The 26762-nt window shown below is 39.3% G+C and carries 24 protein-coding genes; 9 read left to right on the forward strand and 15 right to left on the reverse strand.

The annotated features are described in order from the left end of the window. Window positions 1-32 precede the first annotated feature (32 nt). The 4 genes from BBBE_RS06475 to tkt all read right to left on the reverse strand — a co-directional run bounded on the left by BBBE_RS06475 (window position 33) and on the right by tkt (window position 5622). Window positions 33-1064: a class I fructose-bisphosphate aldolase gene (locus BBBE_RS06475; protein ID WP_010701714.1), complete on the reverse strand. Its 1032-nt coding sequence runs from the start codon at window positions 1062-1064 to the stop codon at window positions 33-35. An 81-nt stretch (window positions 1065-1145) separates the two neighbouring features. Beyond that, window positions 1146-2342, reverse strand: coding sequence for a phosphoglycerate kinase (locus BBBE_RS06480; RefSeq protein WP_010701715.1), 1197 nt, complete (start codon window positions 2340-2342; stop codon window positions 1146-1148). A gap of 269 nt (window positions 2343-2611) precedes the next feature. Continuing rightward, complete coding sequence (gene gap, locus BBBE_RS06490) at window positions 2612-3619, reverse strand: type I glyceraldehyde-3-phosphate dehydrogenase (protein WP_010701716.1); 1008 nt, start codon at window positions 3617-3619, stop codon at window positions 2612-2614. After that, window positions 3616-5622 carry a transketolase gene (gene tkt, locus BBBE_RS06495; RefSeq protein ID WP_010701717.1) on the reverse strand — a complete coding sequence of 669 codons (2007 nt, stop codon included), beginning with the start codon at window positions 5620-5622 and terminating at the stop codon, window positions 3616-3618. The genes gap and tkt overlap by 4 nt, the downstream gene beginning before the upstream one ends. Before the next feature lie 347 nt (window positions 5623-5969). Between tkt and BBBE_RS06500 the strand changes: the two genes are divergently transcribed. Continuing rightward, entirely contained in the window at window positions 5970-6245 is a 276-nt protein-coding gene (locus tag BBBE_RS06500; protein ID WP_010701718.1) for a DUF4164 domain-containing protein, read from the forward strand. A 12-nt stretch (window positions 6246-6257) separates the two neighbouring features. Continuing rightward, the gene (locus BBBE_RS06505) at window positions 6258-6623 is read left to right on the forward strand and encodes a cell division protein ZapA (protein WP_010701719.1); all 366 of its coding nucleotides are present in this window, start codon (window positions 6258-6260) and stop codon (window positions 6621-6623) included. A gap of 176 nt (window positions 6624-6799) precedes the next feature. Here BBBE_RS06505 and pyk read toward each other — a convergent pair whose 3' ends face one another. Together pyk and BBBE_RS06515 are read right to left on the reverse strand one after the other, a co-directional pair. Further along, window positions 6800-8236 carry a pyruvate kinase gene (gene pyk / locus BBBE_RS06510; protein WP_010701720.1) on the reverse strand — a complete coding sequence of 479 codons (1437 nt, stop codon included), beginning with the start codon at window positions 8234-8236 and terminating at the stop codon, window positions 6800-6802. Further along, window positions 8233-8775, reverse strand: coding sequence for a DUF1036 domain-containing protein (locus BBBE_RS06515; protein ID WP_010701721.1), 543 nt, complete (start codon window positions 8773-8775; stop codon window positions 8233-8235). The genes pyk and BBBE_RS06515 overlap by 4 nt, the downstream gene beginning before the upstream one ends. A gap of 269 nt (window positions 8776-9044) precedes the next feature. Between BBBE_RS06515 and BBBE_RS06520 the strand changes: the two genes are divergently transcribed. Further along, on the forward strand, window positions 9045-9302 hold the full coding sequence (locus tag BBBE_RS06520; RefSeq protein ID WP_010701722.1) for a DUF2312 domain-containing protein: 258 nt from the start codon (window positions 9045-9047) through the stop codon (window positions 9300-9302). On the opposite strand, the gene BBBE_RS06525 is transcribed toward BBBE_RS06520, so the two are convergent. From BBBE_RS06525 to BBBE_RS06535, 4 genes are all read right to left on the reverse strand, one after another. Then, a complete protein-coding gene (locus tag BBBE_RS06525) occupies window positions 9299-11125 on the reverse strand; it encodes an ABC-F family ATP-binding cassette domain-containing protein (RefSeq protein WP_010701723.1) in 1827 nt (608 codons plus the stop codon). The two genes, BBBE_RS06520 and BBBE_RS06525, sit on opposite strands and share 4 nt — an antisense overlap. Further along, on the reverse strand, window positions 11125-11520 hold the full coding sequence (locus BBBE_RS06530) for a glycine zipper domain-containing protein (protein WP_010701724.1): 396 nt from the start codon (window positions 11518-11520) through the stop codon (window positions 11125-11127). Before BBBE_RS06530 ends, BBBE_RS06525 begins: the two co-directional genes overlap by 1 nt. A gap of 1470 nt (window positions 11521-12990) precedes the next feature. Next, the gene (locus tag BBBE_RS07465; protein WP_022708789.1) at window positions 12991-13167 is read right to left on the reverse strand and encodes a hypothetical protein; all 177 of its coding nucleotides are present in this window, start codon (window positions 13165-13167) and stop codon (window positions 12991-12993) included. 89 nt (window positions 13168-13256) lie between these two features. Further along, on the reverse strand, window positions 13257-13904 hold the full coding sequence (locus BBBE_RS06535; protein ID WP_010701725.1) for a thiamine diphosphokinase: 648 nt from the start codon (window positions 13902-13904) through the stop codon (window positions 13257-13259). A 236-nt stretch (window positions 13905-14140) separates the two neighbouring features. Here BBBE_RS06535 and BBBE_RS06540 point away from each other — a divergent pair, with 236 nt between their 5' ends. Continuing rightward, window positions 14141-15574, forward strand: a complete 1434-nt coding sequence (locus tag BBBE_RS06540) for a M48 family metalloprotease (protein WP_476693089.1) — start codon at window positions 14141-14143, stop codon at window positions 15572-15574. 81 nt (window positions 15575-15655) lie between these two features. Here BBBE_RS06540 and BBBE_RS06545 read toward each other — a convergent pair whose 3' ends face one another. Then, a complete protein-coding gene (locus BBBE_RS06545) occupies window positions 15656-16567 on the reverse strand; it encodes an RNA polymerase factor sigma-32 (RefSeq protein ID WP_010701727.1) in 912 nt (303 codons plus the stop codon). A 569-nt stretch (window positions 16568-17136) separates the two neighbouring features. On the opposite strand from BBBE_RS06545, the gene BBBE_RS06550 reads away from it, so the two are divergent. From BBBE_RS06550 to BBBE_RS06560, 3 genes are all read left to right on the forward strand, one after another. Continuing rightward, a complete protein-coding gene (locus BBBE_RS06550; protein ID WP_035464563.1) occupies window positions 17137-18612 on the forward strand; it encodes a hypothetical protein in 1476 nt (491 codons plus the stop codon). 63 nt (window positions 18613-18675) lie between these two features. Beyond that, a complete protein-coding gene (gene fdxA / locus BBBE_RS06555; RefSeq protein ID WP_010701729.1) occupies window positions 18676-19014 on the forward strand; it encodes a ferredoxin FdxA in 339 nt (112 codons plus the stop codon). Between the two features lie 306 nt (window positions 19015-19320). Next, the gene (locus BBBE_RS06560) at window positions 19321-19905 is read left to right on the forward strand and encodes a CarD family transcriptional regulator (protein WP_010701730.1); all 585 of its coding nucleotides are present in this window, start codon (window positions 19321-19323) and stop codon (window positions 19903-19905) included. Window positions 19906-20294: 389 nt separating this feature from the next. Here the strand turns inward: BBBE_RS06560 and rpmF are convergent, their stop codons facing one another. Beyond that, window positions 20295-20474 carry a 50S ribosomal protein L32 gene (gene rpmF / locus BBBE_RS06565; protein WP_004857790.1) on the reverse strand — a complete coding sequence of 60 codons (180 nt, stop codon included), beginning with the start codon at window positions 20472-20474 and terminating at the stop codon, window positions 20295-20297. 667 nt (window positions 20475-21141) lie between these two features. On the opposite strand from rpmF, the gene BBBE_RS06570 reads away from it, so the two are divergent. Then, complete coding sequence (locus BBBE_RS06570; RefSeq protein WP_010701731.1) at window positions 21142-22044, forward strand: polyprenyl synthetase family protein; 903 nt, start codon at window positions 21142-21144, stop codon at window positions 22042-22044. An 83-nt stretch (window positions 22045-22127) separates the two neighbouring features. On the opposite strand, the gene ispG is transcribed toward BBBE_RS06570, so the two are convergent. Beyond that, the gene (ispG, locus tag BBBE_RS06575; RefSeq protein ID WP_010701732.1) at window positions 22128-23369 is read right to left on the reverse strand and encodes a flavodoxin-dependent (E)-4-hydroxy-3-methylbut-2-enyl-diphosphate synthase; all 1242 of its coding nucleotides are present in this window, start codon (window positions 23367-23369) and stop codon (window positions 22128-22130) included. Window positions 23370-23613: 244 nt separating this feature from the next. Here ispG and BBBE_RS06580 point away from each other — a divergent pair, with 244 nt between their 5' ends. Then, entirely contained in the window at window positions 23614-23904 is a 291-nt protein-coding gene (locus tag BBBE_RS06580) for a hypothetical protein (RefSeq protein WP_010701733.1), read from the forward strand. A 189-nt stretch (window positions 23905-24093) separates the two neighbouring features. On the opposite strand, the gene BBBE_RS06585 is transcribed toward BBBE_RS06580, so the two are convergent. Together BBBE_RS06585 and BBBE_RS06590 are read right to left on the reverse strand one after the other, a co-directional pair. Further along, window positions 24094-25074, reverse strand: coding sequence for an HlyD family secretion protein (locus BBBE_RS06585; RefSeq protein ID WP_010701734.1), 981 nt, complete (start codon window positions 25072-25074; stop codon window positions 24094-24096). Window positions 25075-25093: 19 nt separating this feature from the next. Next, the gene (locus BBBE_RS06590) at window positions 25094-26746 is read right to left on the reverse strand and encodes an MFS transporter (protein WP_010701735.1); all 1653 of its coding nucleotides are present in this window, start codon (window positions 26744-26746) and stop codon (window positions 25094-25096) included. Window positions 26747-26762 lie beyond the last annotated feature (16 nt).

Genomic DNA, 26762 nt, shown 5'->3' on the forward strand with positions numbered 1-26762 from the left:
CCACTATAATCGTATTTTGCCCACATAAATGGTCAAGCACAAGAATGTTCGTGCTCTTTTGTCCATTGTCCTAAAGCTGCCAGATGATTCATCTTTGCACGATGATAAAAAGCCTTTTGTGCAGCTGCAACATTTTCTTGTTTTCCGCCCCATGTTTTCAAAGCAGCAGATTGCAACGCACGACCATAAGAAAAAGTCAATGTCCAAGGCCATGGGCCTGAAGCATTCATAGCTGATAAATGCGCTGTGGCTTCCTCATCTGACTGGCCCCCTGAAAGAAAAGCAATTCCTGGAACAGCAGAAGGGACAGTCTGCTTGAGAACACAAAGAGTTTTTTCAGCCACTTCTTCAATACAAGCTTTACGCGCATCTTTCCCATCAATAACCATATTGGGTTTTAAAATCATACCCTCAAGTATGACCCGTGCCTCGAATAATTCTGTAAATACTGTCTTTAAAACCTCTTGCGTCACCTCAAAGCAGCGTTCAATCGAATGCTGGCGCGATTGGCCATCCATCAGCACCTCTGGCTCCACAATCGGCACAAGACCTGCTTCCTGACATAAAGAAGCATAACGTGCCAAAGCTTGTGCATTTTGACGCATAGCTCCTCTTGTTGGCAAAGAATGCTCATTAATAGTAATCACCGCACGCCATTTGGCAAAACGTGCTCCTAAAGAAAAATAGTCCTTTAAACGTTCCCGAAGACCATCTAACCCTTCTGTAATCATCTCATAAGGAAAAGCTGCCAAAGGCTTAGCACCCGTATCAACCTTAATACCTGGCAGTGCACCAACATCTCGAATAAGATCAGTCAACATTTGACCAGAGGATGCTTTTTGACGAATGGTTTCATCAAATAAAATTACACCAGAAATAGCGCATTTCATAGCATCCTTCGCAGTAAAAAGCATTTCACGATAAGCACGACGATAATCTTCATTTGCTTCTAAACCAATTGATTCAAACCGTTTACCAATTGTTGCATTGCTTTCATCTGCTGCCAAAATGCCTTTTCCTGCACTCACCAAACAAAGCGCTATATCTTCAAGACGTTCTTTCATAAAAAGCTCCTCTTTTTTCCCAATTTCTCTCAACAACAATGGCTTATTAGAATCTTCCCATAAGCCATCATATACCATAACTTATTCAAGCCTGCATAAAGCCAAAACACCAGGAAGGCTTTTGCCTTCCATCCACTCCAAAAAAGCCCCCCCTGCGGTTGAAAGATAAGTAAAATCATTCGCAACGCCCGCATGATTGAGTGCAAAAACTGTATCACCACCTCCAGCAATTGACACTAACTTACCTTGTTGAGTACGTTTTGCAACGTGGCGCGCCACTGCAATCGTCCCCTGATCAAAGGGAGGAACTTCAAAAACACCAAGTGGCCCATTCCACACAACAGTTGCAGCAGTATCAAGCATCTCATTAATCCGTTCAATAGAACGAGGACCAACATCCAAAATCATCTCATTATCAGAAATATCCTCAAGATCACACTGACGATACGGGGTATTTTTTTCACAATGCAATCCAACCACCACATCCACCGGTAAAACAAGCTCACACTGATATTCGTGCGCTTTTTCAATAATCTCTTCAACTGTTTCCATTAAAGTGTGCTCATAGAGTGATTTACCAATAGCATAGCCTTGTGCCGCTAAAAAACTATTAGCCATACCACCACCAATCACCAAAATATTGACCTTTTGAACCAAATGATTGAGCACAAAAAGCTTACTTGAAACCTTAGCGCCACCCACAACAGCCGCCAAGGGATACGCCGGGTTACCAAGCCCTTGTTCTAAAGCATGCAATTCGCGTTGCAAAGAACGCCCCGCATAAGAAGGCAAAAAATGCGTAATTCCCTCTGTTGATGCATGAGCACGATGAGAAACAGAAAAAGCATCATTCACATAAATGTCAGCACTGCATGCTAAAGCTTCAGCAAAAGCATCATCGTTATCCTCTTCATCTTGATGAAAACGCAAATTTTCAAGAAGTAGAATATCGCCCTCTTTTAAGGCTTGAACAGCAGCACGCACTTCAAGGCCAACACATTTATCCAAAAAAGAAATCTCCTGACCCATGATTTTGGAAAGAGCCTGCGCAACAGGACGAAGCGAAAGCTCTGAAACTTTTTGCCCTTTAGGACGGCCGCAATGGGAAATCAGTATAAGTTTAGCACCACGCTTTTGCAGTTCACTCAGCGTCTCTTTATGGCGTTCAAGGCGCGTTTCATCACATACTTTTCCCTGTAACATCGGGACATTAAAATCCACCCGCACCAGCACACATTTTCCTGCAACATCGACCTCATCAATTGTCCGAAACTTCATTACTGTTCCCTTTTTTGATTCTTTTCATCAATTGTTTAGCTTAACTCCTTTACCCAAAAAGTTCTCGCAAACACATATCTCTTATCGAAAGATCTGATTAAATAACACTACCTTCTTTAAGTCCAAGAGCAAAAACAGCGCTTATCTCCATTCTTAAAAAAAAGACTCTCTTTTCAAAAAAAATTTCATCAAGCCAACTGTACAAAGGAAAATTCTCGCTAGCATGTCTATTAAAAAAAAAACAAAGGCCCTCTTTTAGTCCTCTTTCTTTACAAAGTTTTGGCAAAAGCCACAGCAGTATCAGCCATGCGATTTGAAAAACCCCATTCATTATCGTACCAAACAAGAACGCGGCAAAGTTTACCATCAATAACTTTAGTTTGCTCATTTTGAACAATAGCCGAATGTGGATTATGATTAAAATCACTGCTAACAAGTTTTTCTGCTGTATAGTCTAAAATCCCCTTAAGCTGACCTTGCGCAGCATCACAAATGGCAGCATTAATCTCTTCAACTGTTGTGGAACGCTGAGCTGTAAATGTCAAATCAACAACAGAAACATTAGGCGTTGGAACACGAATGGCCACCCCATCTAACAGACCTTTTAATTCTGGCAAAACCAATCCCACTGCCTTAGCAGCCCCTGTTGATGTGGGGATCATAGAAAGAGCAGCAGCACGAGCACGGTAAAGATCACTGTGCATTGTATCTAAAACAGGTTGATCACCCGTATAAGAATGGATTGTCGTCATAAAGCCCTTTTCAATACCAACAACCTTGTGGAGCACTTGCGCAACAGGTGCCAAACAATTGGTTGTGCAAGAAGCATTCGACACCACCTGGTGTTCTTTACTTAAAGCCTGGTGGTTAACCCCATACACCACAGTTAAATCAGCATCATTAGAAGGCGCAGAAATAAGAACACGTTTTGCACCAGCCACCAAGTGGGCACTTGCTTTATCGCGCTCGGTAAAAAGACCTGTACATTCTAAGGCAATATCAATACCCAAATCCCCCCAAGGTAAACACGCAGGGTCACGCTGTGCTGTTACCTGAATCAAACCATGCCCAACATCAAGTGCATCACCCACCACCTTAACAGGTGCGCCAAAACGCCCGTGCACCGAATCATAGCGCAATAAATGGGCATTGGTTTCTACAGGACCCAAATCATTGATCGCAACAACCTCAATATCTTTGCGTCCACTTTCAACAATAGCGCGCAAAATAGAGCGCCCAATACGACCAAATCCATTAATTGCAACGCGAATACTCATTTGATTTTTCCCTCATTGATTTGTTTCAATTTTTCTTCAACAACAGTGACCACATTTTCACATGTAATCCCAAAATGCATATAGAGATCATCTATCGGTGCACTTGCACCAAATCCTTCCATACCAATAAATACACCATCACTGCCAATAAAGTAATCCCACCCTTGCCGAATGGCTGCCTCAACGGCAATTTTAAGGGGTGCATCGCCAATTAAAGCTTTCTGATAGGAAGCAGATTGTTCAAAAAACAACTCAAAACAAGGCACCGAAACCACACGCGTTGGAATACCCTTTTCTTCTAAAATAGCATGCGCTTTTACAACAATTTCCACTTCTGATCCTGAAGCAAAAAGGGTAACTTGAGCCGTATCACTTGCCATCAATAATTCATAAGCACCAAGCATACATAAATTGTCTTCTTTATAATCTCGGCGCAAAAATGGTAAATTCTGTCTGCTCAAAGCCAAAGTAGAAGGCGTTTTGCACGCTTTCAAAGCCAATTGCCAACATTCCACTGTTTCCATAGCATCAGCAGGTCTGAAAACAAAATGATTAGGAAGTGCGCGCAAAGCAGCCAAATGCTCTACCGGTTGATGAGTAGGACCATCCTCTCCAAGACCAATGGAATCATGGGTCATCACATAAATCACCCGCAAACCCATTAAGGAAGACAAGCGCATAGCAGGGCGCATATAGTCAGAAAAACATAAAAAAGTCCCACCATAAGGAATGAACCCTCCATAAAGAGCAAGGCCATTCATCACTGCACCCATTGCATGCTCACGAATACCATAATGTAAATAACGGCCTGAAAAATCATCAGCAGTAATGCTTTTCATTTGGCTGGTTTTTGTACAGTTAGAACCAGTTAAATCGGCAGAACCACCAATGGTTTCAACAACCACTCCATTAATGACTTCAAGAGCCATTTCAGAAGCTTTACGCGTTGCAACATGGGGGCAATCTAGAACCAATTGTTTTTTATATTCATCAAGCACACTCTCAAAGCTACTCACAAGATCGCCACGCATCAATCGCTCAAATTCAACCCGTTTTAATACAGGTAAAGCAGAAAGCTTTTCCTCCCATTTTGTTCGCTCCTTTGCAGCATTAAGACCTGCCAAACGCCAGCTATCAAGAATATCAGCAGGAACAACAAAAGGCTCTTGTGCCCAACCTAAAGCTTTACGGGTTGCAGCAATTTCTTCTGCCCCTAAGGGCGACCCATGAACCTTATTGGTCCCCCCCTTACGAGGTGCCCCAAAACCAATAATTGTCTTACACGCAATTAAAGTTGGTTTGTCAGAAATTTGTGCCGTTTCAATGGCGCGTGCCAATGCACTTTGATTATGCCCATTGACCTTAATTGTATTCCAACCACACGCTTTAAAACGCGCCACTTGGTCTGTACTATCTGTAAGAGAAATAGCCCCATCAATTGATATATCATTATCATCCCAAAATACAATCAGCTTATTTAGTTTTAAATGACCAGCAAGCGAAATTGCTTCTTGAGCTATACCTTCCATTAAACACCCATCGCCCACAAGCACATAAGTATAATGGTTAATCAAATCACAAAAACGCGCATTCAACAAACGCTCACCCAATGCCATTCCCACAGCATTGGCCAACCCTTGTCCAAGTGGTCCGGTGGTTGTTTCAACTCCTGCAGCATGGCCATATTCTGGATGCCCAGCAATCTTAGAACCCATTTGACGAAAATTTCGGATATCCTCAAGTGAGATATCTTCATAGCCTGAAAGATACATTAAAGCATAAAGCAACATTGACCCATGCCCAGCTGACAAAACAAAGCGATCACGGTTGGGCCAACGAGGATTTTTGGGATCATGAACTAAAAATTTTGTGTAAAGAACTGTAGCAATATCAGCCGCCCCCATTGGTAAGCCAGGGTGTCCAGATTGTGCTTTTTCAATCGCATCAATAGCAAGAAAGCGAATAGCATTGGCCATTTGATTTTGTTGTTCAGTATTTGTCATGAATGATAGACCATTTTTTTAATTTGTTATTTTTTGACAACTTGAAGACACTTTTTATAATACGTATATATTTTGCTATATATGTTCCCTATAATCACGCCTTTCTATTTTTTATGGTTTTTATGCTCCTAAATTATGTTTTATGTCTTAAATTATGCCCCTAACATCATGCCAATCATACCTATAACATTTATGCCAACAGTGTTTAAAAATCCAGTTTTTAATTAACATCAACATCCTGCTTTTCTTGCTAAAACATTCTTTATCTTTCACAATAAAATCTATGCAACAAAAGAGAATGAGTGATTCGTCTTTGTAAAAAGGCTAAGTTAAAGGATACAATCACTATGAACCAAGAGACTGATATTCTGCCACAAGCTTTAAAGCAACTAGAAAAAGCACTCAGAAATTTAGAAGCCGCCATTACTAATCGTCACACTATTATCGATAAACACAATGAATGGGAAGCAGAAATTCAACAAATGAACGCTGATCGTAGCCGTCTTGCTCAAGAACTTGATAAATCAGAAGCACACGTAGAACGGCTAGAAATAACCAATAAAGAAGTTTCCAAACGATTGATTCGTGCTATGGAAACAATTCGTATCGTACTTGACAGGTAAAGGTTTAAACACATGGAAACTGTTTCTGTCACTATTGATGGCAAAATTTATCGTATGGCTTGCGATAAAGGGCAAGAAAGCCACCTTCAGAAGCTTGCAGCCCAATTAGATCAATATATCACGCACCTGAAAAATGATTTTGGAGAAATCGGTGATCATCGCCTATCTGTTATGGCTGGCATTATGATTATCGATGAAATGGAAGAAATAAAAAGAGAAAACAGAAAGCTGCAAGAAAGCTGTGCAGCTCTTTTACAACAAAACTCTGAACGAGACAAAACCCTAACCAAAATTGTGCAAGAAACAACTGAGCACATTGAAATGCTGACCGATCAATTGCTGCAGGATAATGAAACCAACCCTACCCTTCTAAAATAACAAAAAAGCATAAAGATTCTCATCAATCCAAAAATTACCCAACGACTTGAGTTATTGTAGTTTGCAAACACTTAAAGCGCAAACCATATATTTTCCAAGCTTTATATCTTCCAAGATTTTTTGCCAAAAAAGAGTATGCGCTTTTCAATAACTCCTTTAAATACCTTTTAAAAGCGTCAAACACTCTTTGAAGAATTTGAGTCATAAGAAGCAATACGCAATAAATTTGTTGCACCAGGCGTTCCAAAGGGAACCCCAGCAATCACAATAAACCGATCACCCGTCTTACAAAAGCCTTCCTGAAAAGCGATTGCAGCCGCACGGTACACCATATCATCTAAATCATGCGCATCTTCACTAACCACACAATGAAGCCCCCAAACCAAAGCTAACCGCCGCGCTGTTTGAACAATCGGTGATAAGGCAATAATGGGTCTGTCTGGGCGTTCACGTGATGTACGCACACCTGTTGCACCTGAAGCAGTATAGGCAACTATAGCCTCTAACTGAAGCGTTTCAGCTATCTGACGCGCTGCAAAAGAAATTGCATCTGGCCCTGTTGCCTCTGGTTTAGGGCGCTGTGCATTAACCATTGTCGCATAGGTGTGATCACACTCAACTTGCTTTGCAATACGATCCATCATGCCCACAGCCTCTTCAGGATAAAGACCAGAAGCTGATTCTGCCGATAACATCACCGCATCAACACCAGCATAAACAGCTGTGGCCACATCAGAAACTTCTGCCCGTGTTGGTACAGGCGCTGTAATCATTGATTCAAGCATTTGCGTTGCAACAACCACAGGTTTTCCTGCCAGACGGCACGCTTTGATAATCTTCATCTGAAGAGATGGCACTTGTTCTAAAGGCACTTCCACCCCAAGGTCTCCTCGTGCAATCATAAGGCTATCAGACACATCAATAATATCTTCTATATGCTCTAAAGCCTGAGGTTTTTCGATCTTAGCCATCAAGGATACTTTGCCTTGTGTCAGCTTGCGAACTGATAAAATATCTTCTGGATGTTGAATAAAAGAAAGTGCCACCCAATCAACCGACTGTTCCAAAACAACCATAAGATCAGCATGATCTTTTGGTGTCATCATCCCACAAGGCAAAACCGTATCAGGAAGGTTGATCCCTTTGCGATCAGAGATATGTGTTCCAGCAATCACACGGCATTTAATAGATGCACCATCACAAGCTTCAGCCAAAAGTTCAAGCTTCCCATCATCGAGCAATAAATGATCACCTGGTCTAACAGCTGCTAAAACTTCCTCATGAGGTAAAAAAACACGCCGTGCATCACCAAGCACATCTTTATTATCTAACGTAAAACTTTGCCCAACAATCAAATCCTCTTTGCCATTTGCAAAACGCCCGATTCGTAATTTTGGCCCTTGTAGATCCGCTAAAATGCCAATAGGCCGACAAACTGCCTTTTCAACAGCTCGTATACGCTCAACCACATCACGCATTGTCGCATGATCTGTATGGCTCATATTAATCCGAAAAACATCCGCTCCAGCTTTAAAAAGCTTCTCAATCATTGATACTGAAAAAGAAGAAGGACCAAGAGTGGCAATAATTTTAATCTTACGTGCACGTTTCATGGTGAGGCCTCTGAAGTATTAGGAGACTTCGAAACTGAATTATTTAAAAAAGGCCTATCGATTAACTGAACCATCCAACTTGTTTGATCACCTGTATCAATTTCTTCAAATGTAGCCTTTTGAAACCCCCTAGCAAAACAATCATGAACACCTTCAATAACAAATTTGCTATCCTTCACACACATCGTCACAGAACCAACCCAACTGCCCTTTTTCTGTGCATCTTCTGCATATAAATAATAAAACCGCGATGAAAGAGGCCCATCAATCAAAGTTTTACACATTGTAGGTGGAACAACCCACCAACCTTCACTCATCCAGTCTGAAGGTATGCGATAACCAAGGGCAATGCCTACTGTTTTTTGAGTCATATTACAAACCCGAAAATCAGCTCTTACATATTCTGTACATAAGAACAAAATAAGAACATTCAACAAAAAAACCTTCAATTTTTTCTGCCTTGTCTGTTGAAACAGGCCTTCGTGCTTTTTAACATTTTCAAGCCCAATTTTACAAAAACGGTCCCTACAATAAAACATTCATCCCTTCTTTTCTTTTTTCTTCAAAATATTGCAACTTTAAGTGTAATTTATCACATTTTTATTTTATCTCTTTTTTATCTTTCCTTTATCCACACATAGACTTATCTTCTCTTTATCCATCAGATTTCTTCATTCACTTTAATTTAAAGCTAATTTAATAAAAAAAGCGAAACAATTGACTTTTCTCACACTCTTTAGACATCCCTAATGTAAGAGTTTATTATTCAAAGAGCCAATTTATAACACATACCTTGGAGAAAAATATAATGAGCACTCTAACAGATGAAACACAAGCCATATCCGTCAATCAATTGCGCGCTTTTATCGAACGTATTGAACGATTAGAAGAAGAAAAAAAAGCAATCTCCGACGATATTAAAGACGTTTATACTGAACTTAAAGGATCTGGTTTTGACAGTAAAGCCGTGCGACACATTATACGACTGCGCAAAAAAGAAGATCATGAACGCAGTGAAGAAGAAGCCATCATTCAACTTTATAAAAGTGCACTTGGCATGGATTAATTTAAGCAATTATCTTTTTCAATAGCTTCACGCAAAAGTTCAAGATCCAACCACTCTTCTTCCTTTTGCATGCATAAATTCTTTTTCTCTTCAAGTGTCGCAGATAAACACTCAAAACGATTCTGATCACAATTATAAAGTGAAGGATCAGATAATTCTTTTTCAAGATTTCTAATCTCATTTTGCAAAAGCGTTATGTGTTCAGGCAAGTGCTCCAGTGCATAAACCTGTTTATAAGATAATCTGCGTAGCACTGCCTTTGAGGAAGAGGCTGTTTGTTTTTTCCGATCACGTGCAATAGGCTTGTGCACTTCTTGACGCTGCAAAAGCTCAGTCTGCTTTCTTTGTGCCATCATATCGCTATAGCCACCAGCATAAACTATCCAGCGCCCATTGCCTTCAGGTGCCAAGATATGAGACACGGTTCGATCTAAAAAATCTCTATCATGGCTCACCACTATCACTGTCCCCGCAAAATCAGCAATGAGCTCTTGCAGCAAATCCAATGTTTCCATATCAAGATCATTGGTTGGTTCATCTAAAATCAAACAATTTGCAGGCTGTAATAAAAGTCGCGCTAACATTAAACGGGCTCTTTCCCCCCCTGATAATTCTTTAATAGGGGTATAAGCTTGTTCGGGTAAAAACAAACAATCTTTAAGATAAGAAACAACATGGCGCTGTTGCCCATTAATGAGCACACTATCACCCCTGCCTCCTGTCAAATAATGCGCTAAAGTTTCTTCCTCATTTAAAATCCGCTGTTGATCAAGCAAAGCCATGGTCACATTAACCCCATGCTTAATCACCCCACCATCTGCCAACTCGCGGCCAATCAAAACAGAAAGCAGCGTTGTTTTTCCAACACCATTGGGGCCTACAATGCCAATCTTGTCACCACGCTGCAGACGCAATGAAAAATCTTTAACAATAACGCGCTCACCATAAAACTTTGAAATCCGTTTTGCTTCAAGCACCAATTGACCACTATCTTGGCGTTCAGATATTGCAAAAAGCGCACGTTGTGCAGGCCCTTTATAGGTTTTATGGAGCTTTCGCATCTCCTTTAACACACTCAAACGCCGCTCATTACGCTTGCGCCGTGCGCTCACTCCGTAACGTACCCATTGTTCCTCACGAACAATCTGACGCCCCAATTTATGATGATCACGAGCCTCTTTTTCTAGCTCTTTATCACGCCAATTTTCAAATGCAGAAAAACGCTTTTCAACCCTTCTAGTCACACCCCGATCAAGCCATATGGTTGAATGTGCCACTGTTTCTAAAAAACGCCGATCATGCGAAATAACGACAATAGCTGAACGTAAAGAACACAAAACACTTTCAAGCCACTCAATGGTTGATACATCAAGATGATTGGTTGGCTCATCTAATAAAAGAACATCAGGTTTTGCTGCAATCGCTTGCAATAAGGATATGCGCCGCTTTTCTCCACCAGAAAGCGTTGTTAATTTCTCAGTCCCAACAAAACCAAGATCTCTAAGAAGGCTCTGCACCCATTGAACATCATATCCATCGTTTAAACCAGCCTCTACACAAGTATAAACGTCATCTCCACCTTCTGAAAAACCAGAATTTTGTGACACATAACGTACACACGCGTGAGGGTGGTGAAAAATCTCCCCCTCACTTGGTTCTAATAGGCCAGCTGCAATTTTTAAGAGCGTTGACTTTCCACACCCATTGCGGCCAACAAGTGCAATACGCTCCCCTTGCCCAACCGACAAACAAGCCTGATTGAGCAAAGGGGTTGTCCCAAAAGTTAAGACAATACGATCAAGTCGTAAAAGTGGTACACCCATTAATAAGGCTGTACGGGTTGCGGGCAAGGAGCTTGATAAAGCTGACCTCTCGTATTACGATAGGTGCACAATTGTGGCATTGGTTGTACGGGCTGTGGGCAAGGAGCTTGATAAAGTTGACCTCTCACATCACGATAAGTACACAACTGTACCTGTTGAGGCATTTGCTGTTTTTTCTGAGCAGCAGCAGCACCTGTTACTGTACCTGCAATGGCGCCAATTGCTGCACCTGGAACCGCTCCAGAACTGCTTCCACTAATTGCTGTTCCGGCCAAAGCACCTAATGCAGCGCCACCAACACCATATCCTGCAACTGTTTGCTCAGTTGTTGTGCAAGCTACCGAACTCAACCCAACAATTGCAATAACCGTCATTGTTAAAATTGACTTTAACATATCAAAACCCTTTCTTTGTTAAAAACAAAATAAAGTTACATGTATCTATCAGCCCTTACCCTTCTTGCTCTTATTATTTTATTCTTATACATTGACAAGAGCTTGGTAGAATAAAGTATAGATATTCATAACATAACTTTGCTATACTACCAATGGCAATAAAAAGTTCCACTAATACAATTAGTTCACACTGATACAAATTTGCCACCAAGAACTACTTTTAGAAAATCCTCCTGAAATCTTATTTTCCTGCTTAAAGCACTTTCAGCCAAAAAGTTTTTTTGGAATCTCTGTATCTGCCAAAGCACCTCTTACCAAAGTACTTAACGCAGTACCACAAATACCATAGTGTGCAATTTAGTGTAGCAATTTATTGCTTAGTTGTTGCGCAAACTACTCAACTTGATCCAAACCTAACCCAACGACTGAAACAACTGCCATTTGTTAAAACTGATTTTAACATATCACTCCCCCTTTTTGTTTAAATATGCCTTAGCAATATTTATTTTTTTGTCCCCGCTATTATTTGTCATGCATAAAAAAAAGCTTTGTGGAATTAAATATAGATGCTCACACTATAATCTTGCCACACTATAAATGGCAAAAAAATTCACAAATACAGTTAATTCACAACAGCCATCAATTACTGCACCAAAAGTTTTTTCAGAGAAATTTCCAGAAATTATCTGTCTCCCTGTCAAACTATTTACTTAACATTCTAGAGCTATAATCTTCAATCCCTTGGTCAGTAGGGGTACAAGCCACTACACCCAAACCAATAATTGAAATAGCTGTTAATGTAAAAATTGATTTTAACATATTAAAACCCCTTCTTTGTTAAAAATAAAAAAAATTACATACCCCATCAGCACTTAGCTTTCTGCCTCCGCTATTTTATTTCAGGCATTAAGAAGAGCTTTATGGAATTAAGTATCGATAGCTTATATAGAATATATATAGCTTCTAAAAAGATAGTCTTTACATTATAATTTTGTAATAAAGAGTTCTACAAATATTAACTACTTAGCGCAAACAACTGTTACACTCGTAGTTATGCTTAAAGTTATCTCAAAAAATTCGCATTTCTGTTACAAATTCCGGCGAATTACTAACTGATGCATTATAAATAAACCATTCTAAAATTTGTGAATCAACGCGTTTACTGACCATTCAACTTAAATCAACGATTGAAACAATTGCCCTTTATTAAACTGATTTTCATAAATCACCACCCCCTCTTCCTTTGAAAATAAAATCATGTACCCCACCAGCGCTTAGCTCCCTGCCCCCGCTATTTTCTTTTATGTATTAAGAAGAGTCTTATGGAATTAAGTATAGATGCTTATACAGTGATATATATAGCTCCTAGTAATATAGCCTCCACCTTATAAATCACAAAAAGAGTTGTACACATATTCAGCATTTAGCGGAAATTACGCTACACTCACAGTTGTCATAAGTTTTCCTAAGTTATCTCCAAGAATCATCTTTCCTATCACAAAACTCTGGTGCATGATTAACTAATGCATTATCAACCGGCAAATCACTAAAAAGAGCCTCTAACAATGCTGGATCAACACGCCTACAAGCCATCGAACTTAAACCAACGATTAAAACAATTATCATTGTTAAAATTGGTTTCAACATATCAAAATCCTTTCTTTGTTAAATTCAAAATGAAGTTATATGTTTTATCAGTTCTTATATCCCTGTATTTTTGCTTCTTTATTTTTATATTAAGAAGAACTTTGCGCAGAATGTATAGACGCTAATATTATAGCTTTACCATAGTATAAATGACAATAAAAAATTCCACACACACGGTTAGAAAGTGTCAAAGAAGACCCGAAAGGCACATTTTGGTCCAAAAGAGGCCATTGAACACCTGACATTGTTAAACCTTGCAAATCAGAAAATCCGATAATACTAAACAGGCAACCATCAGGTAAATCACACGAAAAAGACTTTGACACAATCGGCCATCCCTCTTCGCGACCACTGGTCAACAAAACCGAAATGCCTTGTTCTTCCATAGCTATTGCTTGCATCATATGAGAAAGGCTATGATCACTGCGATCGCCCCCAAAAGCACCGCATAAAATAAGCCGTTTGGCACCTTCGCGTAAAGCTCTCTGACATGCTAATGCGCCATCTGTTGCATCTTTATCGGCAGGAAAAACTTCACGGGGAATATCACCATATGCATGCAGTAAAATCTGATCACAAGAATCAAAATCCCCTAACCAAAGTTCAGGCACCACATTTAATGCTGCAGCATGACGTATCCCACCATCAGCAGCAATCACTCGGCTTTTGCGAATTTGATTGAGCAAACGATCGGTGATACAAATATCTCCATTTAACAATATTGTAAATGTTGTCATGCCATATTATGCCTTTCATAAAGCTTTCTTTATTATTATTTTATAGACTCTTATCATAAAGAAACCAAAAGGGATCCTTGATTGTAACAAGACAAATTAAAATACACATGAAGTTTTTAAAGAAAAATATTCAACAAACCAGGTGCACAATGATCCAAGGCATCAGATTTTTTCAGCAAATATTTTCTTCTCTTAGGAAAATCTGGCCAATAGCGATCATAAGCTTCCTGTTTTTATTGTCTGCATGCCACACTATTTTCCAGGTAAATGATAAACTTGATTCTCCCCCCCCTCCTGCTTTAGAAGATCACACCAGCAAAATAGCCGACCAAACCAACAACACAAATGACCTCTATACTACATTGGGTGCTACGTACCATTTACGTATTTTGCAAACATATGGCGGCGAATATTACAATCCAAAACTTGAACATATGTTAGCAAAAATCGTAAACAGGCTGACAGCTGTTTCACAAAATCCTGATCAAACCTATCATGTCACTATTTTAGACACAGAAAATATCAATGCATTTGCCCTTCCAGGCAGCTATATTTATGTTACCCGTGGCATGTTGGCATTGGCAAATGATACGTCAGAAGTTGCAGCAATCTTAGCCCATGAAATAGCACACATTACAGCCAATCATGGCATTTTGCGTCTTCAAAAAGAAATTGAGCTAAAACTTGCAGATCATACTGCCACAGACATGCTAGGGCCTTCTAGTGCCAAATCGCACAATATTTTGAAAGATAAAAAACAACTGGCACAATTTACGCGCAGTCAAGAACTCCAAGCTGATTCAATTGGCATCGAAATGCTCAACCAAGCCGGTTACGACCCATTTGCATTTCCACGTTTCTTAAAATCAATGGAAGCTTATAGTGACTTTCGCGATAGCTCACCTTCCACAAATGTTTCCCTTGATTTTTTGGCAACCCATCCAACCACTCCACAACGAATCCAGCTTGCTATAAAAAAAGCTCATGAAATCAGTGCGCCTAACATTGGAGAAACAGATCGTAGCACTTTTTTAAAGTATATTGATGGTATGATTTTTGGTGGAAGCCTTCACGAAGGGTATATCCGAGGAAACCAATTTATTCACCCACAATTGCGTATAGCTTTTTCTTTTCCCAATAATTTTACCATCAACACATCAGGGCACGCTGTTGTCGCCAGTGGTCCAGATAAAACCGCCATTCGTTTTGATGCAGTACCCCTACCTGAAAACATGTCTGCTAGTGATTATCTGAAAAGTGGATGGGTCGCAGGACTCGATCAAACTTCTGTCAAACCAATCACCATCCAAGGTTTAGCCGCAGCTTATGCCCATGCATCCAATGAACATTGGCAATTTGATATTGTTGTCATTCTCATTAAAGGCCAGGTCTTGCGTTTTCTTACTGCCGCCCCTCATCACCCTGAAGACTTTAATCATATTACCAAAAGCACAATCAAAAGCTTTCATTTACTTTCATCGCGAGCATTAAGTAAGCTAAAACCTCTAAAGCTTCGTGTCATACGCGTAAAAAAAGGAGAAAGTGTTGCAGACCTTGCTGAAAAAATGCAAGATACAGTCCATAAAGAAAAACTATTTCGTATTATGAATGCACTCTCTCCAACCCAAATTTTACATGCGGAAGAACGTGTCAAAATCATTGCTGAGTAGATGTAAACATCTCAATTTTTAAGCAACATTCTTTAAGGCTCGTTTGAGAATTTGAAATGCTTATACTTACACCTTAAATGCTTACACTTCATAAGCATCAGCTGGGTTAACATTAAGCAAAGCAGAACGTAGCTTTTGTAAAGCGCGCGCTTCAATCTGGCGCACCCGTTCTTTTGAAATTCCTAATTTTTCGCCTAAAAATTCTAAAGTAGCACTTTCTTCATTTAAACGGCGGAAACGAATAATTTCAAGCTCTCGTTCATTCAAAATTTTTAAAGCGTCATAAAGCCACTGTGTACGTCTTTGACCATCAATCACTTTTTCAATTAAAGAATCAGGAAGAGGCTGTTCATCTACTAAAGTATCCATTTTAGTAACTGAATTGCCATCATTTTCAGAAACAGACATACTCAATGAATTATCAGTACCAGAAAAGCGGAAATCCATTGTTTCAACATCATTTACTGAAACACCAAGCTTTTCAGAAATGACACGAAAAATATCCTGTTTGGTCATGGTGCTATCATCTTGCACCAATTGAGCCCGCAAACGCCGAAGATTAAAGAAAAGAGCTTTTTGAGAAGAACTCGTTCCCCCTCGAACAATCGACCAATTGCGCAAAATATAATCTTGAATAGAAGCACGAATCCACCACGTTGCATAGGTCGAAAAACGTACATCTCGGTCAGGCTCAAAACGCGCAGCCGCCTCTAAGAGCCCCACATACCCTTCTTGAACCAAGTCACTTAATGGCATTTTAAAGCGCTTAAAACGACTAGCAATTGAAATAACCAAACGCATATGAGCTGCTGCAATTTGATGCATAGCATTATCATCACGCTTGTCCTTCCAACGTAAAGCTAAATCATGCTCCTTCTTCTTCTCAAGATAAGGTGCCTGCATTGCAGAACGCATCATATTACGTCCCAAACTTTTATCAACATCGCTATAATTTTTGCTACTTTTGTAAACTGCATTTGAAAGATTACGCATTACAACCCCTGCGATTGAAATTATCAAAGTTGGCTTGATAACGGCCCACTTACTCTCTCGTATAAAAGAACGTAAAAATTGTTTGTTTTGTCTATACTACTTTAAAGTGTATTTTGCAACTTATAATTGTTAGTTGCTCTCCGGGCACAATATATGTAATGAAAACTTTAAAGATGATGCGCAATGGTAAACAGAGAAAACCTCACCCTTAAGCAGTAAAGCAAAGCACCCTCTCCCAACGTCTTTACCCTCACAAAAACAAGGCTATAAGGAATACAAAAATACAGATTATTTTTGTTGAAGGATCAATGAATTGTTTTGTATGTTAGAAGATCCATCTTTATGCTAAGATTCTTTCAGTACAACCTATACTTGCGCTTGCATACATGCAAAGGGTCTAGCTAAATGAAGAAAAAAAGAAATTTTCAAGTAAAAGTGATACAAAGAAACATTAAAAACCACAAGAATGATTGAAGAAAGTGCAACAAATGTGCTAGAGAAATGGCACAAATATTGAAGTGTCGAAAGCAACATCTCTTACCCATAAAAAGCTGAGAAAGAAAACAATGATGGATAGCGAAACTGTTCACAACAATGATATTCGTACCGAAAGTCCTGGAAATGGCAGATTTGAGGGATTGCGTTTTTATGCCCATACAAAAAATGGTACAGATACAAAAGCTGAAACACACAATATAGTAAATAATGAAGACTTAACTGCTGCCTTTGCTCAACGTGTTACACGTTTTTGTGCTTCAGCTAACGGAGATTTTGCCCTTAACTGTGATGGAATTGTACGTTGGATCGGCCAGGCAGTGGCACAACTGACTTCAACTGACAATATTTTAAAACCCAAGCTCATTCTTTTAGCAGATGATCACTTAATTGGAGAAGCCCGAGATAGAGTGGTTGCACGATTGGAGCGTTTTGTAACTTTCCATTTTGAAACAGCTTTAAAACCTCTTTTCGATTTACGCAATGCTGATACCTTGAGTGGACCAACAAACACTCTTGCTCTACGACTTGTGGACAATTTGGGTATTTTACCGCGTCGAAAAGTGGCTGAAATTGTCAAAAACCTTGATCAAGAATCGCGTGCAGTGTTACGGCAGCTAGGGGTTCGTTTTGGTGCTTTTCATATCTACGTCACAGGAATGCTCAAACCCACTGCAGCTCAAGCAATTACACTGCTTTGGAGCCTTCATAAAGAAGAGCGTGACCAAACTGGTTTAAGTGAAATTTTAGCGGCTTTAACTGCTGGACGAACCTCACTGATTATTGATCCAACATATAATCCTCAAATTTACCATCTTGTTGGGTATCAAATTTTAGGGCAGCGTGCTGTACGTATTGATATTTTAGAACGTCTTGCCAACCTTATCCGCCCTGCACTTCATTGGAAACCAGGCATAGAACCCAAACCTGAAGGTGCCTATGATGGCAAAAGTTTTTTTGCCACGCCAACGATGATGTCTATTCTTGGTGCCAATAATGCAGACATGGAAGAAATTCTCAAAGGTCTTGGTTATCAATCACAACCTAAGAGTAGTGCTGAACTTCAAAAAGAGCTCACACACAAAGAATCTTCTGAAAATAATTTGACAGCAAAAGAGAATTATCCTGCAGCAGAATTTGTGGGCAATCAATGGCAAAACATCCTAGCATCAAGCACAACACAGAAAGAAAAAGAGGCTTCATCTTCTTGTATTGAAGAACCACCTTGTATAAAAGATCATCCACCAGCTGCTGAACCTGTTGGCACTTTTGCACACCAACAATATCTAGAAACAGAAGATAAAATTGTTTTATTATGGCGTTATAATTATCAGTACAATCGCCTTTATAACAATCACGCTAAACCTAAGCAAAAACGACAAAACAAACATAGAAAAACTTTCAAAAAAGAGGCATCACAAGCCAGCCCCGCTCATAAATACACCAAAACACCCACTCAATATACAAAGAATAAACCATCTCAGAAACGAAAACACCCCGATCCTGATTCACCTTTTGCAAAATTAGCAGCGCTTCGTGACCAACTTTAAAATGATAAGGATGTCCATATCATTTCCTTCAAAGGTCATCAAAATGGGAAATGGAGTTTTACCTTGGCCTACGTTGTAACCGATAATTGTATCCAGTGTAAGTACACTGATTGTGTTGAAGTTTGCCCTGTTGATTGTTTTTATGAAGGTGAAAATATGCTTGTCATTCACCCTGATGAATGCATCGACTGTGGTGTATGCGAACCAGAATGCCCTGCTGAAGCCATTAAGCCTGATACAGAACCTGGGTTAGAAAAATGGTTAGAACTCAATCGTGAGTATGCAACTAAATGGCCCAATTTAACCACCCAGAAAAATCCTCTTCCTCAAGCAAAAGAAATGGATGGTATTCCTAATAAATTAGAAAAGTATTTTTCAGAAAATCCAGGAAGTGGTGAATAATAACTTCATAATGTGTTATTCTTTTTTTAAAAAAACTCAGATTATTTTATGTAATAACAAAATTTTTAAGTGGAATGATTGATTTTTTTCATTTTAAATGTTAACAATGTCCTAATAAAGCCATTTTGCTAAGTATTTTGTTTCGCTTTTTTATAAAGCGAAGTGTTTTTTTATTTGTAACTGGAAACACTTAACTTTTATGCTATATCAATGAGCATAATATGCATAAGTTGCAGAAGACTCAGTTTTCAGGCATTTTAACTTGTTCTCCGACATCATTGTTGGTTACAAAGGGAGTAAATTAATATGGCGTCCCAACAAAAAAAAACCTCCAGTGTTAAAGGGTTTTCAACTTCTGAATATATCGTCTACCCTACACATGGGGTGGGGCAAATTATAGCAATTGAAGAGCAGGAAGTTGCAGGGCATAAATTGCAACTTTTTGTCATCCATTTTGCTAAAGATAAAATGGATGTAAAAGTGCCAGTTGCAAAAGCCCTTTCTATTGGGATGCGTAAATTATCTGAGTCTGATTCTGTTGAGCGTGCATTAAAAACCCTACATGGGAAAGCACGTGTTAAACGGGCCATGTGGTCACGCCGTGCTCAAGAATATGACACGAAAATTAATTCAGGAAATCTCGTTTTCATCGCTGAGGTAGTGCGCGATCTTTTTCGTTCAGAACTGCAATCTGAGCAATCTTATTCCGAGCGTCAACTCTATGCTGCTGCACTTGATCGAATGGCTCGTGAAATTGCTATCATCAACAATCTTTCTGAAACAGAAGCCATCAATTTGATAGAGGCGCACCTTACCAAAGAACCCAAACGCAAATTTAAAACTGGAATCGATGAAAAAAAAGGTGATAGTAGTGCTGTCTATGCTGCGTGATAAACTATAAGTAAGCACTGTATGATACAAAGTGTTATGAGAATATACTAAACCCGTGCACCATTTATTTCGTGAAGCACGGGTATATTTTTTGCTTAAACTCAAAGCCGGCTAGAAAATAAAAGGACTTGTAACAAAAAATACTTCTTAAACTCGGAGAGCACAAACAGTTTTCATCGTAAATACCCTTCCATACACGAAGAGCTCTACACACAAACCACATGGGCGGCTACAAAAGCCTTTGCTTTAAAAAAAGTTAATTATCGGTCACTGTACGCCTAACCAGAAAGCCTTGTATTTCAACAATAAGATCTGCTTACAAGAAATATTAAAAAGGCTTCCCGTTTATTCACCCCACTCCATTGAGCCACCGGAGAGATAGGCTGCACTCAATCTTTAGGGGGTAAAACTGAACGTCCGCGGTACATACCTGTTTTTAAATCAATATGATGAGGGCGACGCAATTCACCAGAATTTTTATCTTCAATATAAGTTGGTGCTTTCAAGGCATCAGCCGAACGGCGCATACCCCGCTTCGATGGAGAAGTTTTTCGTTTAGGTACAGCCATAAAGAGATACTCCAAATAGACTCGAAAAAGGAACAAATAACACTTAAACAATAACATTTATTGTCATTTTTAATATCATTTTTGACAACAGTAATGTCATTTTTGACAACAATGTTACAGCATCCTATACACTGATTAAAATCTTTTGACCAGACTTTCGTTTAATTTTTTATCCGATTTTACGAGTATACTTAAACATTTTTAATGAAAATAATATCGGTTAAGCATCAAAAAGAGAAATTCATTTTGTAACAAGCCGGGTTAAAACCAAAAAACGATCTGTAGACTTGTATACTAATACAAATAACCCCAATAAAGTTCTTTTGAACTGATCGTAAAAATTGTGACCTCCCTCAAACAGAATAGATCAACCAAAATAATAAAAAACTAAACTACATTAATAAGTATAATCTTCTTCCCGCTTATAAGCCACCTATCTTTATCAAATTATACATCATCAAACTACAAATTACGCAAAATCACGTAAAAAAAGCCAAACAAGAAATAAAGATCATACTAAACTTTAAGTCTCCTTAAAGATTGGGTTTAAAACCATCTGGCATTATTTTTATCTGATAGAATTTAAAGGTCATTAAAAAATCGTTTCATTCTTCGTCTTCCTATCTTAAAAAGAGCTCACTCATTTTGCAAAATAAAGGAAGAAACGATGCATGAATTCACGACCCTTCTTGCAAAACATACCGACAACATTGAAAAAAGACTTGATACGCTTTTAAGCAATAAAATCCAAAACAATGAAATTGCTCGTCCTGAAATCTTAATTAAAGCCATGCGTTATGGCACACTTAATGGCGGCAAACGTTTGCGCCCTTTTTTAGTTATCCAAAGTGCTGCACTTTTTGATATTCCCTTTGAACAATCTCTCGATATTGGTGTCGCATTGGAATGCGTTCATTGTTATTCGCTTATTCACGATGATCTTCCCGCCATGGATAACGACACACTCCGGCGTGGTAAACCCACCGTTCATAAAGAATTTAATGAAGCTACAGCCATTTTAGCAGGTAATGCCCTTTTAACCCTTGCTTTTGAAATTATTGCTCACAAAGCCTGTGATCTGAGCCTAAAAATAAGAATTGACCTTATCACAGCTCTTGCGCAAGCAGCAGGGCTTGGTGGTATGCTTGGCGGCCAAATGCTTGACCTTGAAGCCGAAAATAAACCACAAGATTATCATGCAATTGTTATGCTGCAACGCATGAAAACAGCCGCTCTTATAAGCTTTGCTTGCCAAGCAGGTGCTATAATCGGCAATGCTTCCCAAACAGAAATTCAACAACTTGCCACCTTTGGTACACATCTTGGGCTGGCTTTTCAATTAACAGACGACCTTCTTGATGTCACCATGAATACCAAAACTCTTGGCAAAACTGCTGGAAAAGATAAAGAAGCAAATAAAGCCACTTTAGTCAGTCTTCATGGGATTCAAAAAACACAAAAAAAACGAGATATGCTCATTACTCAAGCAGAAGAGCTTCTTCATCCCTTTGGTAATAAGGCTAAACCACTCAAACAAGCAGCACACTTTATTGCCACACGTAACCATTAAATGCTCGTCTTAATTGTCACTTACTCTAAAGTACATTCCACTACTTAAAAATAAAAGAGAAGCGTAACAAACCACTCGCTCATTTAGCTTTGTCCAAAACGCGTGTGAATATAATCACCCAATATGCCTTCGAACTCTTCAGCAATACGGGACCCACGCAAAACTTTTACCTTTTTGCCTTCAATAAAAACTGGAGCCGCTGGTTGTTCACCTGTTCCAGGCAGAGAAATGCCAATATCAGCATGTTTTGATTCCCCCGGTCCATTGACAATACATCCCATAACAGCCACCTTTAAACCTTCAACACCAGGATATTTTTGACGCCAAACAGGCATATTCCTACATAAATCAGCTTCGATTTTTTGCGCCAATGTTTGAAAAACCGTTGAAGTTGTACGCCCGCATCCAGGGCATGCAGCAACAACAGGCATAAATTGTCGAAATCCCATAACCTGCAAAAGCTCTTGGCACACCTTTACCTCTTGGGTCCTCTCACCTCCTGGCTCAGGTGTAAGTGAAATACGAATTGTATCACCAATCCCTTGCTGTAATAAAATTCCCAAAGCCACTGAAGAAGCAACAATCCCCTTTGTTCCCATTCCCGCTTCTGTCAAACCCAAATGAAGAGCATGATCACAACGTTCTGCTAAAAGACCATACACAGCAATTAAATCTTGTACATCACTCACCTTAGCTGAGAGAATAATTTGATCACGCCCCAATCCCAACTCCTCAGCAAAAAAAGCTGAATGCAGTGCTGACTGAACAACAGATTCCCGCATCACTTCCACAGTCGATAGAGGTTTTTCTTGCTTTGCATTTTCATCCATCAGCCGGGTTAATAACACCTCATCAAGTGACCCCCAATTTACTCCAATGCGTATTGGTTTATGATAACGGCAAGCCATCTCTATAATTTCACTAAACTGCCGATCTTTTTTTGAACCAAAACCAACGTTTCCAGGATTAATTCGATATTTTGAAAGAGCCTCAGCACATGCAGGATGCGCTGCCAAAAGTTTGTGTCCAATATAATGAAAATCCCCCACCAACGGCACAAAAATGCCTAACCGTTCCAATCGTTCACGTATTTTAGGCACAGCCGCTGCCGCTTCATCCCGATCAACAGTTACCCGCACCAATTGCGAACCTGAACGCCAAAGAGCACTAATTTGCATAACTGTCGCATCAATATCGGCAGTATCTGTATTCGTCATAGACTGAACAACAATCGGGTTATCACCACCAACAACCACATCACCAACTTTTACTCCAACAGATCGGCGGCGCTCCAAAGGCTTAGATAAATAATATGGCGTGCTCATTAACTCCCCAAATTTTAAAATCCACTTTATCTTTTATCATCACAATACCACAGACTATAGAATATTTTGAACAAATAAATGAATTAAAATTTGGCTTAAAACAAACCAACATTCGCGCATCAACATAAACCAATCGGCAGCAGTTCTTTCATGCAACTTTTCAATTTTCAACTCGTTATAGCAAATAAGTCTTTCCAACAAAATTCTAATTTATAAGACGCTAACAATATGAAGGAGCAAACCTATGTGTACATTTCAGCCCCCCTGCTGCAGAAATACTAAAATTAAAAATCATATTGCACAACTAAAAGATGAACTGGTGACAATCAGCCGTTGGCGTCATGATAACAATACTTCAAATACCATTTTTGACCTCTTTGACACATGGAAACAAAAAAGCCGTCAGACTCTTTCGCGCATGAACAACCATACTGAAGATCTGAAAAAAAAAGTAAAAGAAAACCCTAAAACAACGATTGCACTGGTTGCAGGTGTTGTTCTAGCAAGTTGCCTGTTGACGCGTAAAATCAAATAACCAGATCCTTCAACGCCCGCCCCAAAAGCGGGCACCCCTCTCCAAATCCTAAAAAAAACTTACACACCATATACCACGGCACAAATGCTATAAACCCGATGACATCCTCTAATACCACTAACCACTTGCTATAAACAATCAGTATAAAAATAAAACCCAAAACAAACATCCTTTAGCCTTTAAAATATGTCACGAAGTATCTACATACGTAACCACTGACATACCCGGAATAAGCCGCTCAGCCCCTATTTGCCCCGGATCTAAATCAATACGAACTGAAATACGTTGCGCAATTTTAGTAAAATTTCCAACCGCAGCATTCGTCTTCAACAATGAAAACTCTGAACCTGTAGCAGGAGCAAAACGTACGACACGACCTGTTAATTTTTGATTATTTAGCGCATCAACAAAAAAAACAACAGGCTGTCCAATGCGCATATGAGCAAGCTGAGTTTCTTTATAATTGGCAACAATCCAAATATCATCAGAAATAACAGCCACCAATTGCGTCCCAGGTAAAACATATTGCCCCACCCGCGCTCCAACAAGCCCAACCTGCCCAGCGCAAGGAGAAACAATTTTGGTATGTGCTAAATTAAGCTGTGCCAATTCAACCCCAACCTTTGCCCCAGCAACATCTGACTGTAAACTTTGCCGTTCAAGATCCAATTGTTTTTGCAATCGGCGCTTTACTTCAAGTGCCGCCAATAATTGTGAAAGAGAAGAGGATGAGCGCGCCTCCTCAGTTTTTAAATTTTTCACTTCAAAAGTAACATTTGATAATTTTTGCAAACGTGCCAATTCTGACTCTGCCGTATCAATTTCTTCTTGCAAAAGTTGAGTTTGCAATAAAACACTTGCAAGCTTTGCATTTTTTGAATCAAAAATCGCCTGCGCTTGAGAAAGTTGTTGCCGAAAAAGAGTATCATCCAGTTCAAATAAAACAGTTCCCTTTTCAACTCTTTGATAATCTTGAATATAAATATGTGTAACCACACCAGAGATCTGCGGGCTTACTAAAGTAACATCCCCCTTAACTGAAGCATTATCTGTTATTTGAATAGTGCTCACAAATGGTGGAAGCTTCCAAGCCCACAAAATTAATAAAATTCCAGCAACTCCTGATATAAACGCAACAATTGTCGATTTCGACCGCAATGCCCTTATCATCTTTTTTCACTTTTCTTCATTAAAATTGCCTTATTTTTCCCATTCGGCTCCATGCAATAAAAGGACATAATTGATAAATAATTTTGACAAGAAAAATAATTAATACGACTATCGCAATATAAAAATAAAGCCGAAAAACATCGTTATAAGCCAAAATATTTGCTGTCAATTTTAACTGCCCAATCAGATCAGATATAAACCGCCCACCCCCAGAGCTACCAGGACTTAAAGCATTATAAGAAGACGATAATAAGGCATTTATCTCATTTAAAATAAGAGGATCTGTCACAACAACGTCTTGCTTTAAACACTCAAAATGCTTATAGGCGAAAATAAATTGCAAACTCCCAAAAAAAGCTGCACTCATTAACCCTCCCGTCACTTGAGTTAAAAGAAAAATAGCAATAAAACTTAAAACATAACTGGGGCCTCGTGCATTTGCTCTCACAAACCCATTAAATAAAGCAGGAGGTAAAAAAAGTGCATAGCCAAAACCTATCAAACCTTGACTCAACATCAGATCCTCTGGGCGCGTTAAGTGATTTACATAACTATCTAAATAAGACCCAAGCGCCAAACAGCTTAAAGACATAAAATAAAAATAGTCTTCACGGCCAGCTCGTAAAAAACAAACACAAATCCCACCCCCTAAAATGGTCCCAATGGTAACAGCAAAATACATCGGTGCCATATCACCATTCAATAAACCAAAAAGACCAAAAAAATCTGCCGCTAAAGTCGATTGCTCTGATAAAAGAATCCTAAAGATTAGCAAGACTAAAACAACTTGCACCATTTCCTTACTAAAAAGCCAGCGTAAATCAATCAACGGATACTCTCTATTTAACTCAAAAATAGTCGCAATCACTAACGACAAAATTGCAATAGCAAGCCCCCAACCAATCCACGGCGCTTCATGCCACCAATAAAGCTTGCCAACAGACATAATCATTGCATTTAAACCCAGCCCAAATGCAATCAAACTATAACTTACCCAATCGAGCTTTCTAATCACTTTGTTACATGCAACAGGTGCAAGCGGAAGAGAAAAAATACACCCCAAACTGACTAAAACAAGCCCCATTTCCATGGCCGAAAGGCTAGAAAACCCTCCATTATTTTCCAACAAATAAGGTGAAATTAAACGCGATAAAGGAACCGCTAAAGCCGCATTCATATAATTTAAACTAAGACCCACCGTGAATTTCTTCTCCGGTGCAAAAGCCTCCAACATATATAAAAACGCTAATGAAGCCATTGGTGCTGCAGCGATACCAGCAAAAAAGCGAATAATCAAAGCTGAATGTAAATCTGTGACAAATAATTGCAAAACACAGACCAAAACAAACCCAAGGATCGATAATTCAGCAAAAGATCGCAACCCAAATTGATAGCGAATCTTAATCAACATAATCGCAACACTAACATTGGGTGCCATATAAGCAGCAACCAACCATGTCGTTTCAGTGAGTGTTGCACGAAAATTACCAGAAAGTTGAAGAATATTGGATTGAACCATATTTGCCCCTAAGCCATAAGCCCATTGCAAAATAAAAGAGGCAAAAATATAAACAAAACACTTCCGCAAAGGCCCTGCAAAAATAGGACCAGACTGGGAAAGCCCCCCTTCACTTTCTTTAGCAGACATAATCGCGCTTTTTTTGCCGTTCATGTCTGCACTCCCTACA

This window comes from Bartonella bovis 91-4, from assembly GCF_000384965.1.
Classification (GTDB): domain Bacteria; phylum Pseudomonadota; class Alphaproteobacteria; order Rhizobiales; family Rhizobiaceae; genus Bartonella; species Bartonella bovis.

Bases quoted from the DNA above. Each gene is read 5' to 3' on its own strand.
- BBBE_RS06585 (WP_010701734.1), bottom strand. From the start codon at position 25,074: ATGATAAGGGCATTGCGGTCGAAATCGACAATTGTTGCGTTTATATCA.
- BBBE_RS06535 (WP_010701725.1), bottom strand. From the start codon at position 13,904: ATGACAACATTTACAATATTGTTAAATGGAGATATTTGTATCACCGAT.
- BBBE_RS07465 (WP_022708789.1), bottom strand. From the start codon at position 13,167: ATGTTGAAACCAATTTTAACAATGATAATTGTTTTAATCGTTGGTTTA.
- BBBE_RS06580 (WP_010701733.1), top strand. From the start codon at position 23,614: ATGTGTACATTTCAGCCCCCCTGCTGCAGAAATACTAAAATTAAAAAT.
- BBBE_RS06545 (WP_010701727.1), bottom strand. From the start codon at position 16,567: ATGCGTAATCTTTCAAATGCAGTTTACAAAAGTAGCAAAAATTATAGC.
- BBBE_RS06500 (WP_010701718.1), top strand. From the start codon at position 5,970: ATGAACCAAGAGACTGATATTCTGCCACAAGCTTTAAAGCAACTAGAA.
- gap (WP_010701716.1), bottom strand. From the start codon at position 3,619: ATGAGTATTCGCGTTGCAATTAATGGATTTGGTCGTATTGGGCGCTCT.
- pyk (WP_010701720.1), bottom strand. From the start codon at position 8,236: ATGAAACGTGCACGTAAGATTAAAATTATTGCCACTCTTGGTCCTTCT.
- BBBE_RS06505 (WP_010701719.1), top strand. From the start codon at position 6,258: ATGGAAACTGTTTCTGTCACTATTGATGGCAAAATTTATCGTATGGCT.
- ispG (WP_010701732.1), bottom strand. From the start codon at position 23,369: ATGAGCACGCCATATTATTTATCTAAGCCTTTGGAGCGCCGCCGATCT.
- BBBE_RS06550 (WP_035464563.1), top strand. From the start codon at position 17,137: ATGGATAGCGAAACTGTTCACAACAATGATATTCGTACCGAAAGTCCT.
- tkt (WP_010701717.1), bottom strand. From the start codon at position 5,622: ATGACAAATACTGAACAACAAAATCAAATGGCCAATGCTATTCGCTTT.
- rpmF (WP_004857790.1), bottom strand. From the start codon at position 20,474: ATGGCTGTACCTAAACGAAAAACTTCTCCATCGAAGCGGGGTATGCGC.
- BBBE_RS06560 (WP_010701730.1), top strand. From the start codon at position 19,321: ATGGCGTCCCAACAAAAAAAAACCTCCAGTGTTAAAGGGTTTTCAACT.
- BBBE_RS06480 (WP_010701715.1), bottom strand. From the start codon at position 2,342: ATGAAGTTTCGGACAATTGATGAGGTCGATGTTGCAGGAAAATGTGTG.
- BBBE_RS06530 (WP_010701724.1), bottom strand. From the start codon at position 11,520: ATGTTAAAGTCAATTTTAACAATGACGGTTATTGCAATTGTTGGGTTG.
- BBBE_RS06475 (WP_010701714.1), bottom strand. From the start codon at position 1,064: ATGAAAGAACGTCTTGAAGATATAGCGCTTTGTTTGGTGAGTGCAGGA.
- BBBE_RS06515 (WP_010701721.1), bottom strand. From the start codon at position 8,775: ATGTTTTATTGTAGGGACCGTTTTTGTAAAATTGGGCTTGAAAATGTT.
- BBBE_RS06525 (WP_010701723.1), bottom strand. From the start codon at position 11,125: ATGGGTGTACCACTTTTACGACTTGATCGTATTGTCTTAACTTTTGGG.
- BBBE_RS06590 (WP_010701735.1), bottom strand. From the start codon at position 26,746: ATGAACGGCAAAAAAAGCGCGATTATGTCTGCTAAAGAAAGTGAAGGG.
- BBBE_RS06520 (WP_010701722.1), top strand. From the start codon at position 9,045: ATGAGCACTCTAACAGATGAAACACAAGCCATATCCGTCAATCAATTG.
- BBBE_RS06570 (WP_010701731.1), top strand. From the start codon at position 21,142: ATGCATGAATTCACGACCCTTCTTGCAAAACATACCGACAACATTGAA.